Raw genomic sequence first — 14,727 nt, 5'->3', positions numbered from 1 at the left:
AGATATGATTAAATAATATACAGAAAATACAAGATAATTTTATATGGCTTATTGATGACTTTGCTTAATCTCCCATTTCCAAGCGTGTTCAATAATTTCCTCTAAATTCGAGTATTTTGGTTGCCAATTCAGCGTTTTTTTAGCCAAAGCAGCATCTGCCACAAGTTTGGCTGGATCGCCATCCCTACGTTCAGCCTGCTGCACATTAATGGGCTTATTGGTGACTTGCTTTGCCAAGTTAATAAGCTGTTTAACGGTGTAGCCGTTACCGTTGCCAAGATTAAATCTCCTACTAATATTTTCTTTTAGCAACAGCTTAGTAGACAACAAATGTGCATTACATAAATCTACAATATGTATGTAGTCACGCAAGCAAGTGCCGTCATCAGTATCGTAATCATCACCAAAAACACTAACGCTTTCACGGCGACCCGAAGCAACTTGCAACACTAGCGGAATGAGATGCGTTTCAGGGTCGTGACGCTCACCAATTCTAGATTTAGGGTCCGCGCCTGCTGCATTAAAATAGCGCAAACAAATTGATTTTAAACCATATGCTTGATCATAACTTTCGAGCATTTGCTCCACCATGAGCTTGCTATGCCCATAAGGATTTATAGGGTTTTTACCGTGGACTTCATCAATGGGCACATATTCTGGTTCACCAAAGATTGCCGCAGTGGATGAATAAATAAAATTACTGATACCGTTAGAAACCATCCTTTCCAGCAAAGCCTGCGTAGCCACAACATTATTTCGATAGTATTTAAATGGATCTCGAACAGATTCTCCAACATCGATATGCGCAGCAAAATGCATAACTACATCAATTTTAAAATTTTTAAAAACCTCGTCTAATTTTTCTGAATCATGAATATCGCCTTGAATAAACTTTGCACCAATCACCGCATCCTCAAATCCTGTGGACAAATTATCCAGCACAATTACTTGATACCCTAACTCATGTAGCATTAAAGTCATATGTGAACCAATATAACCCGCACCACCAACAATTAAGAATGTTTTATCTTTTAAGCTCATGAAAAAACAAGAAAACAGTTATTCACTTTGGTTACGCCCTAGTCAAACACAAATTGATGAATTGACTAGGATTATATCAGGGCTTTCGCATCGTTATCGCACGACACCTTTCCCGCCACACATTACATTATTATCCAATATCACAGCGCCTATAAATGCTGTAGAAAAGGCTTGCAGAAAGATAATTGAACGACATCAAGCTTTCGACATTGAACTGAAAGAGATTGCGTATACAAAAGACTATTATAGAAACCTATATATTCTTGCCAAAACAGAAACCTTATTAACCTCTTTATATGAAGACTGCAAAACCACACTTAGTAAGGTAACAGATGACACTTTTATGCCTCACCTAAGTTTACTATATGGAAAACTTGATGCGAAAAAGCAACAAGCACTGCAAAAAGAATTAAATGGTAGCTATGCAAAAACATGTAGTTGCCAGAGGCTGGATATTTTCAATACCACGAAAAAAACAAGTGAGTGGCACTTAGTAAATTCGTATTATCTATCTAAATCAGAATAACTCTTTGCATATAACGTTGTGTGTTCTATCTGGACCTGTTGAAACAATATCGATTGGCACACCAAGTAGTTCTGAGACTCTATCCAAATATTCTCTTGCTTGTTTAGGCAAGTGATCAAATTGAGTTATCCCTAGTGTATTCTCCTGCCATCCCTCATGCTCTTCATAAACAGGTTCACATTGATCAAAGGTTCCACCATCCATTGGTGACAAGTGTAACGATTGACCTTGGTATTTATACTCGTTACATATTTTTATCGTCTTAAGTCCGTCCATGACATCGAGCTTAGTAATACATAAACCTGTAACGCCATTTATTTGCATAGCGCGACGCAGTGCTACCGCATCTAACCATCCACAACGTCTTGCACGACCCGTAGTTGCGCCAAACTCCTTACCTTTATCAGCAAGCTCTTCGCCTACCGCATCAAATAATTCAGTTGGAAACGGACCACTTCCCACACGTGTGGTATATGCTTTCACGATACCTAACACATGATTAATGCTACTTGGGCCTGTGCCACTACCTATGCAAGCGCCTCCTGCAGTTGTATTGGATGAAGTTACAAACGGATAAGTACCATGATCAATATCCAGCAAGGTTCCTTGAGCACCTTCAAATAAAATCTTATTACCATTTGCACGTAACTCATTTATACGGGCAGAAACATCCATCACATAAGGCTTAAGCATATCTGCATATTTTCTACATAATGCTTTCATCTCACCTAAATCTATTGTGTCATGCTTAAAATATTCCTTAAGAACGAAATTATGGTAATCAATTATATTTTCCAATCGTTCATTACAATGTTGCTCGTTATATAAATCTGCAACACGTATGCCGCGTCGCGATACTTTATCTTCATATGCAGGACCTATGCCACGCCCCGTTGTTCCAATCGCAGATTTACCACGCGCTTTTTCACGCGCCTGATCCAATAAAACATGGTAAGGCAGTATCAGTGGACATGCAGGAGAGATTCGTAAACGTTCGACAACCGGTACACCTTGCGCCTCAAGCATCGTGACTTCTTCTTGCAATGCATCTGGCGCCAGCACCACACCGTTGCCGATAAGGCACTCTTTATTTTCACGCAAGATACCTGAGGGCACCAAATGGAGTACAGTTTTTTGATCGTTAACAATAATGGTATGCCCAGCATTATGTCCTCCCTGAAAGCGCACCACCGCATCCGCTTGCTCGGTAAGCATGTCGACAATTTTACCTTTGCCCTCATCACCCCATTGAGTACCTAGTACTACTACACTTTTAGCCATGACTATAATTCCATTCTTTATATATTATTATTTTATGAAGCACCCTTAACTACCCACTTTTGTTGCTCTTTCACCAAAACACGATCGCATTGCATTTCTTTTACACCACCTTGTTGATTTGATAATTCACAAATCACTCGTTCACCCTGCGCTCGCAATTGTTTAATTTTTTCTCGCTGCGCGGGATCATCATCGAGTGGCGCATAAATTGCTAAAACAGTTTGATTTGTTTTCGGTGAGATTTTTGCCAAGGCTTTTAAATCTAAACTAAAGCCCGTAGCAGGTCTTGAACGTCCAAACACTTGTCCGATCGTGTCGTAGCGTCCGCCGCGCGCAATTTCTCCGCCTTGACCTGAAATATAAGCTGCAAACACTGCGCCATTTTGATAACGATAACCACTCAGTGCTGCAAAATCATAATGTAGTTGAGTATTTGGATACTGCTTAGACACACGCACTGAAAGTTCGGCTACGTAGTCGATATATTCAAGCACCTTATTGCCACTATCTTTCAATAACTGCTTGGTAGTTACGATTACACTCTCATCACCACTTAAATCCATAAGTGATAAAAATATTTTGTGCCACTCATCTGATAATGAACATGTCTCAAGAAACTGTTCATATTCAGGTTGAGCTTTTTGTTGCAGCAAGGCCTGTAGTTGTTTTTGCTGAGCTTCAGTTAAACTCGCTTTCTCAACTAAAATAGTCAGTATTCCAACATGCCCTAAATCTAACAGCACATCTTCAATTCCTACTAAACACAAGGCTTCTAACATTAAACAAATGACTTCTACATCACTATCTAACCCCGCATGCCCATATAACTCTGCACCAACTTGCAAAGGACTACGTGTTAAATCACGACCATCTGGACGTGTATGTAATACGGTACCAAGATAGCAAAAGCGCGTAGGGGCTTCACGCTTCAACATATGTGCATCGATACGTGCAACTTGAGACGTCATGTCTGCACGCACACCCATCATTTTCCCCGTTAACTGATCGGTTAACTTAAAGGTTTGCAGATCAAGATCATCACTAGGGCCAATTAACAGAGAGTCCAAGTACTCAATCAAAGGCGGTATGACCAGCTCATACCCCCAGGTAGAAAACATATCGACTAACTCACGGCGATTTTTCTCCAGCCATGCGGATTCATCCGGCAGTGATTCCTCAATACCCTCGGGCAAAAGCCAAAGATCTTTACTCATGCTAATTTAAAATTCTTAATATATATAGAAAGACAATTCCTAACGTCATGCTTGCTAACCCAATCATGCGCAAAACCTGATCAGGCATTTGCACAAGTCGGGCTAAAGCTTGTCGGAATTTATCAGGTGCAAGAAATGGAATTATGCCCTCAAAAACTAAAACCAGCGCAATCGCAACCAGTAATTCATTCCACATAAAATCAGTTTAGCCAAATAAAATCTGAACAAATGACTATTGTTCAGATTTTTTAAAATAGCGGAAGAATTCGGAATCAGGTTCCATAATCAACACATCATTATTACTATTAAAAGTATTAATATAGGCTTTCAAACTTCTAGTGAAGCTATAAAATTCTTCATCTTGCGTAAAGGCTTGTGCATAAATTTCTGCAGATTTTGCATCACCATCACCGCGCACCTGTTCAGCTTCGTTATAAGCATTGGCGATGATTACAGTACGCTCTTTATCTGCTCTAGCACGAATCACTTCAGCCTGCTCTCGACCACGTGCTCGAAAATCTTTTGCAACACGATCCCGTTCAGCACGCATGTTTTTAAACACCGAGTCACTCACCGAATCTGGCAGGTCAATTTTGCTTACACGAACATCTACCACTTCGATGCCAAAGTTTTTAGCCTCTTCATTTGATTGAATCTGAATCACATCCATGATTTCTGCGCGCTCACCAGAAACTACTTCTTGAATTGTGCGTTTACCAAACTCATTTTTAAGACCATCCACCAAAATTAGTTCTAAACGTTGATTAGCTTTTGTTTCTATACCACTGGTAGCAAGATAATATTTCTCAACATCTTTAATTCGCCATTTAGCAAAGAAATCAACTTTTACATATTTCTTTTCATTGGTTGGAAATTCTGTTGGCGGTACATCCAGCGTTAAAATACGATTATCGTATTTTTCAATGACGTTCATGAAAGGAATTTTCAAATGTAAACCAGGCGGTATATTTGCTTTGTCGACCTTTCCAAACTTCAACTTAATGGCTGTTTCTCTTTGGTCTACCTGAAATGTAAACGAGAACAAACCAATAAGAGCTATAGCAATAATTGCTATTAATATTTTCGCATTCATCTTATCGGCCCTCACGCTCAGGCCGAAGGCCTGATCCTGTTTGATTACTCAACCCAAAATTTTCACTAGTAAGTGGATTACTTGAATTATTTTGAGAATTTGAACGTTGCTTCACAATTTGATCTAGCGGTAAATACATAATGTTATTACCACCCTCAACATCCATAAGCACTTTAGTGCTATTCGCATAAACAGACTCAACTGCTTCTATATATAAGCGTTCACGTGTTACCGCGGGGGCTTTTTTATATTCTGCTAAAAGTTTTAAGAAACGTTTTGCCTCACCTTCGGAATTTGCAATGGCGCGATCACGATATGCATCCGCTTCTTGTAAAAATCTTGCTGCTTCACCACGGGCTTGGGGAAGTATGCTATTTGCATACGCTTGAGCTTCTTTTATGTAGCGATCATAATCCTCACGAGACTTAATCGCATCGTCAAACGCTTCTTTAACTTGATCAGGAGGTAAAGATTTTTCTAAGTTCACTTTCTGAATAAAAATTCCTGACGCATAACTATCTAGAATTTCTTGTAGCAGTAGCCTCGTTGCAGTAGAAATTTGTGCACGACCTTCAAATAACACAAAATCAATGGTGCTCTTGCCCACGATCTCACGCAGTGCACTTTCCATTGCATCTTTAACGGTTTTATCCGGATCACGCACATTGAATATGTATTCTTTAGCATCGCCAATTTTATATTGTGCTTCCAGTGACACGCCAACGATATTCTCATCTTGTGTCAACATTGCAGTTTTGTTTGTAACTTCACGCACTTCATCAACGTTTACAATTTCAACTGTCTCAATCGGAAATGGTAGTTTCCAATTTAAGCCTGCACTGGTTATTTGTTTGAACTCACCAAACCTAAGTTCAACACCTCTTTCCGCCTGCTTAACAATATAGAAACCAAATCTGTCATATAGCCCCCAAATAGCTAAAACCGCTATCAGAGCAATCAACAGCACAGGCTTACCCGAACCTGTTGAACCAGAAGACGAACCTCCACCACTGCCAAAAATCCCACCGAATTTTTTAGTTATATTACGAAATACATCATCAAGATCAGGGGGGCCCTGATTGCCTGAATTCTGACCCCAAGGATCTTTATCTTTATCACCGCCTGGGCTATTCCAAGGCATAAGGCTCTCCAAATATGGTTACAGGTTAAAATTAATTAGACACGAACGTTGTATTCTATCAAGACAATAGAAAAAGTCAGCTTATAAGCTTGCTCTCTGAACAGATTCTTCTGAAATCTGATATTCCGTAAATTTTTTAAGTATATTTAGTGGAATTTCAGCCTCAATCTGCGAGCAGCCTTGATCATCCGTAAATTCTTGCAAAACTGCTCCTATGCTATATAGCTCACTGCGCAAGCCACCTTCAGCGGGCGGTAGGTGCAACCATATGCGCTTTACTTGATGTTCAAAATATTGTCGCAATGCCTCAACCAATAGATTTAGCCCATCACCATTTAAAGCCGACAACCAAACTTGCTTAATAATACCCTGGGAATCTAGATCAACATGAGGGAGCGTATTAATTTGGTCTATTTTGTTATAAACCATTATCTGCGGCACCTCCAAGGCATCAATCTGCTCTAACACCACCTGGACTTGCGCTATATTATTATCACGATGCGGGTCGCTGGCATCTACAACATGCAACAACACATCCGCTTCTTTAGTTTCTTGCAAAGTTGCATGAAAAGATTCGATTAAATCATGTGGTAAATCTTGTATAAACCCAACCGTATCCGCCAAGACAATATGCTGACCTTTCGAAATTTGCATACGTCGTAAAGTTGGATCCAAAGTGGCAAACAATTTGTCAGCAGAATATACGTTGGCATCTGTAAGATTATTAAACAACGTAGACTTTCCTGCGTTGGTATAGCCCACCACTGCAACTGTAGGGGTAGTCGCTTTTCTACGCGAGGCACGCCCTTGATCACGTTGCTTGCGTAGTTTTTCTAATCGTTTTGAAAGTTGCTTTATGCGCAATCTCAGCATGCGCCTATCTGACTCAAGTTGTTTTTCACCTGGTCCGCGCAAACCAATGCCGCCCTTTTGACGTTCTAAGTGACTCCAGCCACGCACTAAACGAGTGGATAAGTATTTCAACTGTGCAAGTTCGACCTGCAACTGCCCTTCATAAGATCGCGCGCGTTGCGCGAATATATCCAAAATCAAACCGGTACGGTCTAACACACGCTTCTCACAAATTTTTTCTAAGTTTCGCTCCTGACTTGGAGACAAAGAAAAATTAAATATGACGATATCAGCGTCTAATGAGTGTGCAAGAGAATGTATTTCATTTACTTTGCCGCTACCAATTAATAACTTTGCATCCGGAATACTACGTTGCACTTTTACGATAGTCGCAATCTCAGCTCCAGTTGAACGCACCAAATCCTTAAATTCATTTAGATCCTGATTGCCCTCAGCATTACTAAATTCAACATGCACGAGGATCGCACGCTGACCAAGATCGGGACGCTCAAACAAAGACGAATCCCGATGTAATTGTTAAGAAAGAGCGCAAGTTACTCAGGTTGCTCATCAGCCATTGGCATCTTCACCATGCGTGAAGGCACAATAGTTGAAATGGCATGCTTGTAAACCATTTGATTGACACTGTTTTTAAGTAGTACTACAAACTGATCGAATGAATCCACTTGACCTTGCAACTTAATTCCGTTCACTAAATATATTGATACAGGGACTTTTTCTTTTCGCAGAGCATTTAGAAAGGGTTCTTGTAAAGTTTGACCTTTTGACATTGCGATTAAACCTCTAGTTATTGTTATTTTTATTTTCCTAATGAGTATTCAACAATTCTGCTTGACTCTCACATTACACTATTAGTGTACCAGTTCAGCTACTAGTTCAGCTATGCCAAATAAGACCGTATTTGTTGATGTACATCATGAATATCAGGCTTTTCGGCAGAATTTACAGATAAGGATGACTCACTTCGCAACCAAGTCAACTGACGTTTGGCTAGCTGGCGCGTAGCGATAATTGCCTTTTCTCTCATCACAGTGACATCGTATTCCCCTGAAAAATGCTTCCATGCTTGCCTATAGCCTACCGAACGCATAGAAGGTAAATCTGCATGAAGCGTTTTGCCCTGATACAGCTTTTGCGCTTCCTCCAAAAAACCTTGCTCAAGCATTAGATCAAAACGCTGCTCAATAAGCTTATGCAAATGTGCACGATCTTCTGGAATCAGTGCCAGCTTTAATGCCTTAAAAGGTAACTCATTCTGTTCAGACTCGGAATGCCAATCACTTATCGGCGTCCCTGTAAGCTCATACACTTCCATCGCACGTTGAATGCGTTGCGGATCGTTTGGGTGAATTCGCTCAGCCGCTAACGGGTCTACCTCTGCAAGCCGAGCATGCACATACTCCCAACCTTTTTCTTCCGCTAAATCACTAATCTTTTTTCTAATCTCTAAATCAGCGCTGGGCATTTTAGAAAGACCACGCAAAAGCGCGCCAAAATATAGCAACGTGCCACCCACCAGAAGTGGAATTTTATTATTATCATGTGATTCTTTTATTATATGTAAAGCATCATCACGAAAATTAGCTGCAGAATAATGTTGATTTGGCTCTAAAATATCAACCAAGTGGTGTGGATATTTTTTTAAAGTATCTGCATCCGGTTTCGCAGACCCAATATCCAAACCTTTATATACCATTACCGAATCCACACTAATAATTTCACAAGGAAATTCATCTGCAATGGAAAACGCCAGGTCTGTCTTACCGCTAGCGGTAGGACCCATTAAAAATATTACGGGAGAGTCTAACAACGGAAAATTAGTATTTAATTACTGGCCGCGCTTAAATAATTTGTCTAGTTGATCAATGCTAAGCTGCACCCAAGTCGGACGACCATGATTGCATTGCGCACTTCTTTCCGTGGCTTCCATTTCTCGCAACAAGGCATTCATTTCAGCAATATTCAACTTCCGATGCGCGCGCACTGAGCCGTAACAAGCCATAGTAGATAATAATTCGTTATTGGCCTGTTCTAATTTCTCAGAAGTTCCAAATACATTTAAGTCTGCCAACACATCAAGCACCAACTTATTTACATCCGCTTGTTGCAATAGTGACGGAATTTCACGCACCACAATACTATCTTCACCAAAACGCTCAACATGAAAACCATATTTCAAAAAATCATCACTATACTGCTCTGCAAGCGCAGCTTCTTGCGGACTAACATTTATTGTTAGCGGCACTAATAATGGTTGAGTCGCCAAATCACCTTGTTGATACGAAGCCTTTAGTTTTTCATACACAATGCGTTCATGTGCAGCATGCATATCGACAACCACTAAACCATTAGCATTTTGCGCAAGAATATAAATGCCATGTAGTTGCTCAATCGCGTAACCCAATGGCGGCGCATCTTCAGTGGTATGTGCTTCTTCGGCTGGAGTTTTTAGTAGTAAGTCGTATTCATTTATAGTCTGGGCACTATAATTATGTCCTGTTTCACGGACACGCGACTGGGCTGAGCCACTTTGTGGCGGATAAGAACTATTGGTTAAAGCACTTTGGTTTTGCGCAGCACGAATATAATCATCGACGATTTCACGATACTGCTCAGCACCTTGTTGCTCCTGCTTAGGCATCGTTTCCGCAATCGCTTTACCCACTGTATGACGAATAAAATCGTGCACATATCGACTTTGACGAAAACGTACTTCATGTTTAGTAGGGTGTGCATTTACATCAACTTGCGAAGGATCCATCTCTAGAAATAAAACAAATACAGGAAAGCGACCATGATAAAGCACATCTTTATAGGCCAGTTTAATGGCATGCGCGACAACCTTATCGCGTATCGCACGCCCATTCACATAAAAGTATTGTAGATCTGCCTGGCTTCGTGAAAATGTTGGCAAACTAATCCAACCTTTAACCTGGATATCGGTTGCAGAATTTTCTAGATAGATGCTTTGACCGGCAAACGGTTTGCCAGTTATCTGGCCTACGCGATCAGATCCATCACTTAAAAAATCACATGCATTAATTTCCAAAAAGCTTCGATCATTATGTTTAGCTATTAAGGATACATCAAATCGACTTAATGCAATTTTACGCAAAACGTTGTCACAATGTTTTAACTCGGTTTTTTCTGTTCGTAAGAATTTTTTCCGTGCAGGAATATTGAAAAACAAATCTTTTACTTCAACCGTAGTACCCCGCATTTGACGCACAGGTTCAACCTCTTCTGCAAATTCTCTGCCGTCGGTGCTTATCACCCAACCCGCATTACCTTCTTCACAATTATTAGAAGCCAAACGGAATCTTGATACTGACGCAATGCTAGGCAACGCTTCTCCACGAAAACCCAAGGTCGCAATATGTTCAAGATCGTCCATATTTTTTATCTTGCTGGTTGCATGACGCTGAACCGCTAAGAGCAATTCATCTTTAACAATTCCGACGCCATTATCACTAACACGAATAGATTGCATACCACCTTGTTCTAACTCAACAACAATTCTTGATGCACCTGCATCAAGTGCGTTCTCCAGCAGCTCCTTTAATACCGATGCTGGACGCTCAATCACCTCACCCGCAGCAATTTGATTTACTAGCTGAGGTGGCAACTGTTGAATAGAACTCATAATATTTAGCTAAGAAATGGGATTAAGAAATAAGATAGGGCTCTTCATCGTCTAGCCCCAACATTTGTCGAAAACCGGAAAGTCCGTACGATATAAATTCTTCACGATCACTCCAAGTATCGGACTGATCGATAACCGCACCGGATGATTGTTCGTCCATCTGAGTTGCGAACACTCTAATAATATGTGTGCCATTTGCTAATAAATCTGATGGCGCCTTTTCACATGTAATATAAATTTCAGGCTCATTGTGCCCATCTTTGAGGCCCGCTAGCAAATAGCTGTATTCAATTTCATTCTCAGATTCAATTTCTTCAAGCACAACAATTGTATATGCGCCAAACTTATAGCGTTGCTTTGGAATTGCGGTGGAAATGTTTGGTTTTTGCATAAATATTCAGGGTTGTCATGCTAGGATAATGCAAAATTATCCAATAAATATAGAAATAATCCTATAGCGTTTTTTGAATAGCACTTTCCTTTCATGGCAAAAAAACTTTTACAACTCTTTCCTCAATCATTGGAAATGCATGAACTGAAGAATTTATATCTATACAAACAAGGTTGGTATTCCGCGAACACAGAACAACCCATTGTTGCGGCAAATTTTCTCAGCAGTCTTGATGGACGTATTGCCATCAGTCCTGATGCAAATGCGAGCGCTGAATTGCCAAAATCATTGACCAGCCTAGAAGACTTTCGACTATTTCTTGAACTGCATGCACAAGCAGATTGCTTAATCACACATGGCGGCTATATGCGCTCACTAGCTGAACAAAAACTGGGCAATATATTACAATTGCCCAACACCAGAGATTGTGAAGATTTATACAACTGGCGCGCACTGCAAGGGCTTTCACCACATCCCGCATTGGTAATTGCTAGCGCAAGCCTAGACTTTCCAATACACCCTTCTTTGAAAGAACATAGCCAGCAAGTCTACATCGCTACAGGACAGCAAACAGATTCCGACAAAATTAAAAAATGGCAGGATGATGGCTATGAAGTACTCATTACTGGAAAATCAGAGACAGTAGAAGGTAAACCATTAATTGAGACGCTCGCAAACAAGAACTATAAGCACATTTATTTAATTGCTGGTCCAAAAATGTTACACACCATGATTAACGATCAACAATTAAACAAACTTTATCTGAGCTATTCACATCAAATACTAGGTGGTAATTTTTTTAGAACTAAAATAGATGGCCCTGCTCTAAACACACCCAAGCTAGAATTAAATGCATTATTTTATGATGAATCTTCAGAAAATATGCACGGACAATTTTTTAGCAGTTACACCTGCAACTACAATAAAAATTAGGAACCCCCATGATTGAATTATTTGCCGAATACGGATTATTTTTAGCCAAAGCTATTACCATTCTTGTATTTATCTTTGTACTTATATTGTTGATTTTTTCATTCTCAAAAAAAGCACGCGGCGATGATCATTTTGAAATTATCCATCTGAATAAAAAGTACAAAAACATGGCAGACATTCTGCGATTTTCTTTGTTAACTAAAAAAGATCTAAAAAAAGCCAAAAAAGAAAACAAGAAAGAAAATAAAAAAGAACGCAAACAAGAAAAGAAAACTCCAGACACCAACAAAAAACGTATTTTTGTACTTAACTTTCTTGGAAACATCAAAGCTACCGCAGTGCGTCATCTTCGCAAAGAAATCACAGCAATATTATCCGTTGCCTCTAGCGATAATGAGGTAGTAGTTTGCTTAGAAAACGCCGGTGGTTTAGTACATGAACACGGCTTCGCATCCTCTCAGTTATTGCGCATTAAGCAAAAAGGTATTCCGCTCACCATTGCAGTAGATAAAGTTGCTGCCAGCGGCGGTTACATGATGGCTTGTGTGGCCGACAAAATTATTGCTGCACCGTTTGCCGTTGTGGGCTCTATTGGTGTGATCGCACAACTACCCAACTTTAATCGCTTGCTGGACAAACATGGTGTGGACTTTGAACTTATGAAAGCCGGTGAACTTAAACGCACCGTCACCATGTTTGGCAAAAACACTGACGAAGACCGTGCACACTTTAATGAACAATTAGAAGATACACACGATTTATTTAAAGATTTTGTAAAAGAAAACAGGCCTGTTTTGGAAATGGACAAAGTAGCGACTGGCGAACATTGGCTAGCTACGCGTGGAATCGAATTAAAACTGGTTGATGAATTGCTCACCAGTGATGACTACTTACTAGAAGCAAGTAAAGACGCAGAAATTTACGAAATCTCCTACACCGTTCCAAAAACTATCAGCGAACGGATCGCAACATCCGTGCAAATGAGTGTAGATAAATTATTTTTTTCTTGGTGGCAGAAAGAACAAGATTCAAAATTGTTCAGTTAAATGTTAAACCTAATAATGTCTGCTTACGATCCAGAGTAAGTACATGAATGTACGCATAGAAGAAGCATCAGTGCGCTCAAGTGCCAGCTGTAACCGTAGCTGGAATCTTCAATACTTGCCCAACACGTAACATATCAGAACGCAAACTATTAACTTTACGTAAATTAACCAAGCTCACATGGTAACGAATGGCAATGCCTGACAAAGTATCACCAGATTTAACTTTGTATGTAGTTAACGGAACAGTATTTTGCATATTCGCCATAATGGCATCGGCTGGCGCATGATCTTTAGCATAACGACGCAAACCTTTAAAGATCGCAGTTGCTAATTTTTGTTGGTGTTGTGCTGTTTTTAAACGCTTTTCTTCTTGTGGATTAGATATAAACGCTGTCTCCACTAAAACTGATGGGATGTCTGGTGATTTCAACACTGCAAAGCCTGCTTGCTCCACTTTATCTCGAAGAATATTACCCACTTGACCAAGCTCTTTAAGAATATCTTCTGCTAAATCAATACTGGCATCAATCGTTGCAGTTTGCGATAAATCTACCAGCACAGATTTCAGTACATCATCTTTGTTTTCCAAACTGACACCGCCAATTTTATCGGATTCATTTTCTCGTTTCGCTAAAATGCGCGCCGCTTCACTGGTAGCGCCATGTTGTGACAAAACATACACCGACGAACCTTTCGCGCGACGATTAACCGCAGCATCCGCATGAATAGATATAAATATATCGGCATTAAGTTTACTGGCTTTTTGAATGCGCCCTCTTAATGGCACATAGGTATCACCACTACGAATTAAAAGTGCACGCATGCCAGGCTCTTTATCAATAAGCTTTTTTAATCTTTTTGAAATTGCTAATACAATATCTTTTTCACGTGTACCGGCACGACCTATAGCACCTGGATCTTTCCCTCCATGACCTGCATCTAAGGCCACTACAATATCTCGAAAACTTGCCGGCGCATCTTGCATCGCAATTACTGGCTCTACTCTAGGTTTTGGATTCTCGCTTGTAGCCGCTTTAGCATTTGCGGCCGACGCAATATCTGTTGCAGCAGTTAAATCAATTACTAGGCGATAAGTTTTTCCACTAGAAGGCGGTAACAAGAAACTTTTTGGTGAAACCCTTGAATTTAGATCAAAAACTACACGTAATTTTTCACTAGTCTTTTGCGCATAACGTAAATCTTTAACTAAGGTGCCTCCAATGCGCCCCCTTTTGAGCTTTCCATTGGCATCGCACTGTTCAATATCTAGCACCACGCGATTAGGGTTTTGCAGAACAAATACACTGTGCTTAACCGGTGAAGTTAAATCGAAAACCACACGAGTTTCGGTTGCACGATCCGCAAATCGAACTTCGTTTATTTTGGCTATATTAGTCGCCGAGAAAGTCGAATAACTAACCAGCAATAAAAGGAATAATGAAATATAGGCGACAAGCTTTAGCTGATTTACACCAGCGCTCGCTGATTGAGGTGGTTTTGTAGCCAATGATGAACGCTGTTGCACGAGAAGCTGTAGTCCTTACA

Annotated in this window: 15 protein-coding genes; 3 read left to right on the top strand and 12 right to left on the bottom strand. The window is 40.2% G+C overall.

All coding sequences use genetic code 11. The features are described 5' to 3' along the window. Positions 1 to 48 precede the first annotated feature (48 nt). Complete coding sequence (galE, locus tag GKR92_13155; protein ID QMU62596.1) at positions 49 to 1,041, bottom strand: UDP-glucose 4-epimerase GalE; 993 nt, start codon at positions 1,039 to 1,041, stop codon at positions 49 to 51. Here galE and GKR92_13150 point away from each other — a divergent pair. Beyond that, positions 1,040 to 1,567 (top strand): hypothetical protein, encoded by a 528-nt coding sequence (locus GKR92_13150; GenBank protein QMU62595.1) that lies wholly within the window; start codon positions 1,040 to 1,042, stop codon positions 1,565 to 1,567. The two genes, galE and GKR92_13150, sit on opposite strands and share 2 nt — an antisense overlap. Here GKR92_13150 and GKR92_13145 read toward each other — a convergent pair. The 10 genes from GKR92_13145 to GKR92_13100 form a co-directional block, all read right to left on the bottom strand. Continuing rightward, entirely contained in the window at positions 1,559 to 2,848 is a 1,290-nt protein-coding gene (locus GKR92_13145) for an adenylosuccinate synthase (protein ID QMU62594.1), read from the bottom strand. The genes GKR92_13150 and GKR92_13145 overlap by 9 nt on opposite strands. 32 nt (positions 2,849 to 2,880) lie before the next feature. After that, positions 2,881 to 4,062: an ATP phosphoribosyltransferase regulatory subunit gene (locus GKR92_13140; GenBank protein ID QMU62593.1), complete on the bottom strand. Its 1,182-nt coding sequence runs from the start codon at positions 4,060 to 4,062 to the stop codon at positions 2,881 to 2,883. A gap of 1 nt (position 4,063) precedes the next feature. After that, positions 4,064 to 4,258 carry a DUF2065 family protein gene (locus GKR92_13135; protein QMU62592.1) on the bottom strand — a complete coding sequence of 65 codons (195 nt, stop codon included), beginning with the start codon at positions 4,256 to 4,258 and terminating at the stop codon, positions 4,064 to 4,066. Between the two features lie 36 nt (positions 4,259 to 4,294). Further along, the gene (hflC, locus tag GKR92_13130) at positions 4,295 to 5,155 is read right to left on the bottom strand and encodes a protease modulator HflC (GenBank protein QMU62591.1); all 861 of its coding nucleotides are present in this window, start codon (positions 5,153 to 5,155) and stop codon (positions 4,295 to 4,297) included. A 1-nt stretch (position 5,156) separates the two neighbouring features. Further along, positions 5,157 to 6,296, bottom strand: a complete 1,140-nt coding sequence (gene hflK / locus GKR92_13125; protein QMU62590.1) for an FtsH protease activity modulator HflK — start codon at positions 6,294 to 6,296, stop codon at positions 5,157 to 5,159. An 81-nt stretch (positions 6,297 to 6,377) separates the two neighbouring features. Continuing rightward, on the bottom strand, positions 6,378 to 7,664 hold the full coding sequence (hflX, locus tag GKR92_13120; GenBank protein QMU62589.1) for a GTPase HflX: 1,287 nt from the start codon (positions 7,662 to 7,664) through the stop codon (positions 6,378 to 6,380). Positions 7,665 to 7,702: 38 nt separating this feature from the next. Next, positions 7,703 to 7,939, bottom strand: a complete 237-nt coding sequence (gene hfq / locus GKR92_13115) for an RNA chaperone Hfq (GenBank protein ID QMU62588.1) — start codon at positions 7,937 to 7,939, stop codon at positions 7,703 to 7,705. A gap of 110 nt (positions 7,940 to 8,049) precedes the next feature. Next, the gene (gene miaA / locus GKR92_13110; protein ID QMU62587.1) at positions 8,050 to 8,952 is read right to left on the bottom strand and encodes a tRNA (adenosine(37)-N6)-dimethylallyltransferase MiaA; all 903 of its coding nucleotides are present in this window, start codon (positions 8,950 to 8,952) and stop codon (positions 8,050 to 8,052) included. Positions 8,953 to 8,997: 45 nt separating this feature from the next. Further along, the gene (gene mutL / locus GKR92_13105; protein QMU62586.1) at positions 8,998 to 10,812 is read right to left on the bottom strand and encodes a DNA mismatch repair endonuclease MutL; all 1,815 of its coding nucleotides are present in this window, start codon (positions 10,810 to 10,812) and stop codon (positions 8,998 to 9,000) included. Between the two features lie 22 nt (positions 10,813 to 10,834). Next, on the bottom strand, positions 10,835 to 11,203 hold the full coding sequence (locus tag GKR92_13100; protein ID QMU62585.1) for a hypothetical protein: 369 nt from the start codon (positions 11,201 to 11,203) through the stop codon (positions 10,835 to 10,837). 135 nt (positions 11,204 to 11,338) lie between these two features. Between GKR92_13100 and GKR92_13095 the strand changes: the two genes are divergently transcribed. Together GKR92_13095 and sohB are read left to right on the top strand one after the other, a co-directional pair. Next, entirely contained in the window at positions 11,339 to 12,136 is a 798-nt protein-coding gene (locus tag GKR92_13095; GenBank protein QMU62807.1) for a riboflavin biosynthesis protein RibD, read from the top strand. 8 nt (positions 12,137 to 12,144) lie between these two features. Next, a complete protein-coding gene (gene sohB / locus GKR92_13090; GenBank protein QMU62584.1) occupies positions 12,145 to 13,182 on the top strand; it encodes a protease SohB in 1,038 nt (345 codons plus the stop codon). 76 nt (positions 13,183 to 13,258) lie between these two features. Here sohB and GKR92_13085 read toward each other — a convergent pair whose 3' ends face one another. After that, on the bottom strand, positions 13,259 to 14,626 hold the full coding sequence (locus tag GKR92_13085) for an AMIN domain-containing protein (GenBank protein ID QMU62806.1): 1,368 nt from the start codon (positions 14,624 to 14,626) through the stop codon (positions 13,259 to 13,261). Positions 14,627 to 14,727 lie beyond the last annotated feature (101 nt).

It is taken from the genome of Gammaproteobacteria bacterium, assembly GCA_014075255.1.
In the GTDB taxonomy this organism is placed as follows: domain Bacteria; phylum Pseudomonadota; class Gammaproteobacteria; order UBA4575; family UBA4575; genus JABDMD01.
The sequence above is the reverse complement of the archived record's forward strand: the minus strand, read 5'-3'. Positions and strand labels throughout refer to the sequence as shown.

Excerpts from the sequence above, each read along its gene's own strand:
- GKR92_13150 (QMU62595.1), top strand. The coding sequence starts at position 1,040 with ATGAAAAAACAAGAAAACAGTTATTCACTTTGGTTACGCCCTAGTCAA.
- galE (QMU62596.1), bottom strand. The coding sequence starts at position 1,041 with ATGAGCTTAAAAGATAAAACATTCTTAATTGTTGGTGGTGCGGGTTAT.
- GKR92_13145 (QMU62594.1), bottom strand. The coding sequence starts at position 2,848 with ATGGCTAAAAGTGTAGTAGTACTAGGTACTCAATGGGGTGATGAGGGC.
- GKR92_13140 (QMU62593.1), bottom strand. The coding sequence starts at position 4,062 with ATGAGTAAAGATCTTTGGCTTTTGCCCGAGGGTATTGAGGAATCACTG.
- GKR92_13135 (QMU62592.1), bottom strand. The coding sequence starts at position 4,258 with ATGTGGAATGAATTACTGGTTGCGATTGCGCTGGTTTTAGTTTTTGAG.
- hflC (QMU62591.1), bottom strand. The coding sequence starts at position 5,155 with ATGAATGCGAAAATATTAATAGCAATTATTGCTATAGCTCTTATTGGT.
- hflK (QMU62590.1), bottom strand. The coding sequence starts at position 6,296 with ATGCCTTGGAATAGCCCAGGCGGTGATAAAGATAAAGATCCTTGGGGT.
- hfq (QMU62588.1), bottom strand. The coding sequence starts at position 7,939 with ATGTCAAAAGGTCAAACTTTACAAGAACCCTTTCTAAATGCTCTGCGA.
- miaA (QMU62587.1), bottom strand. The coding sequence starts at position 8,952 with ATGGGTCCTACCGCTAGCGGTAAGACAGACCTGGCGTTTTCCATTGCA.
- mutL (QMU62586.1), bottom strand. The coding sequence starts at position 10,812 with ATGAGTTCTATTCAACAGTTGCCACCTCAGCTAGTAAATCAAATTGCT.
- GKR92_13100 (QMU62585.1), bottom strand. The coding sequence starts at position 11,203 with ATGCAAAAACCAAACATTTCCACCGCAATTCCAAAGCAACGCTATAAG.
- GKR92_13095 (QMU62807.1), top strand. The coding sequence starts at position 11,339 with ATGCATGAACTGAAGAATTTATATCTATACAAACAAGGTTGGTATTCC.
- sohB (QMU62584.1), top strand. The coding sequence starts at position 12,145 with ATGATTGAATTATTTGCCGAATACGGATTATTTTTAGCCAAAGCTATT.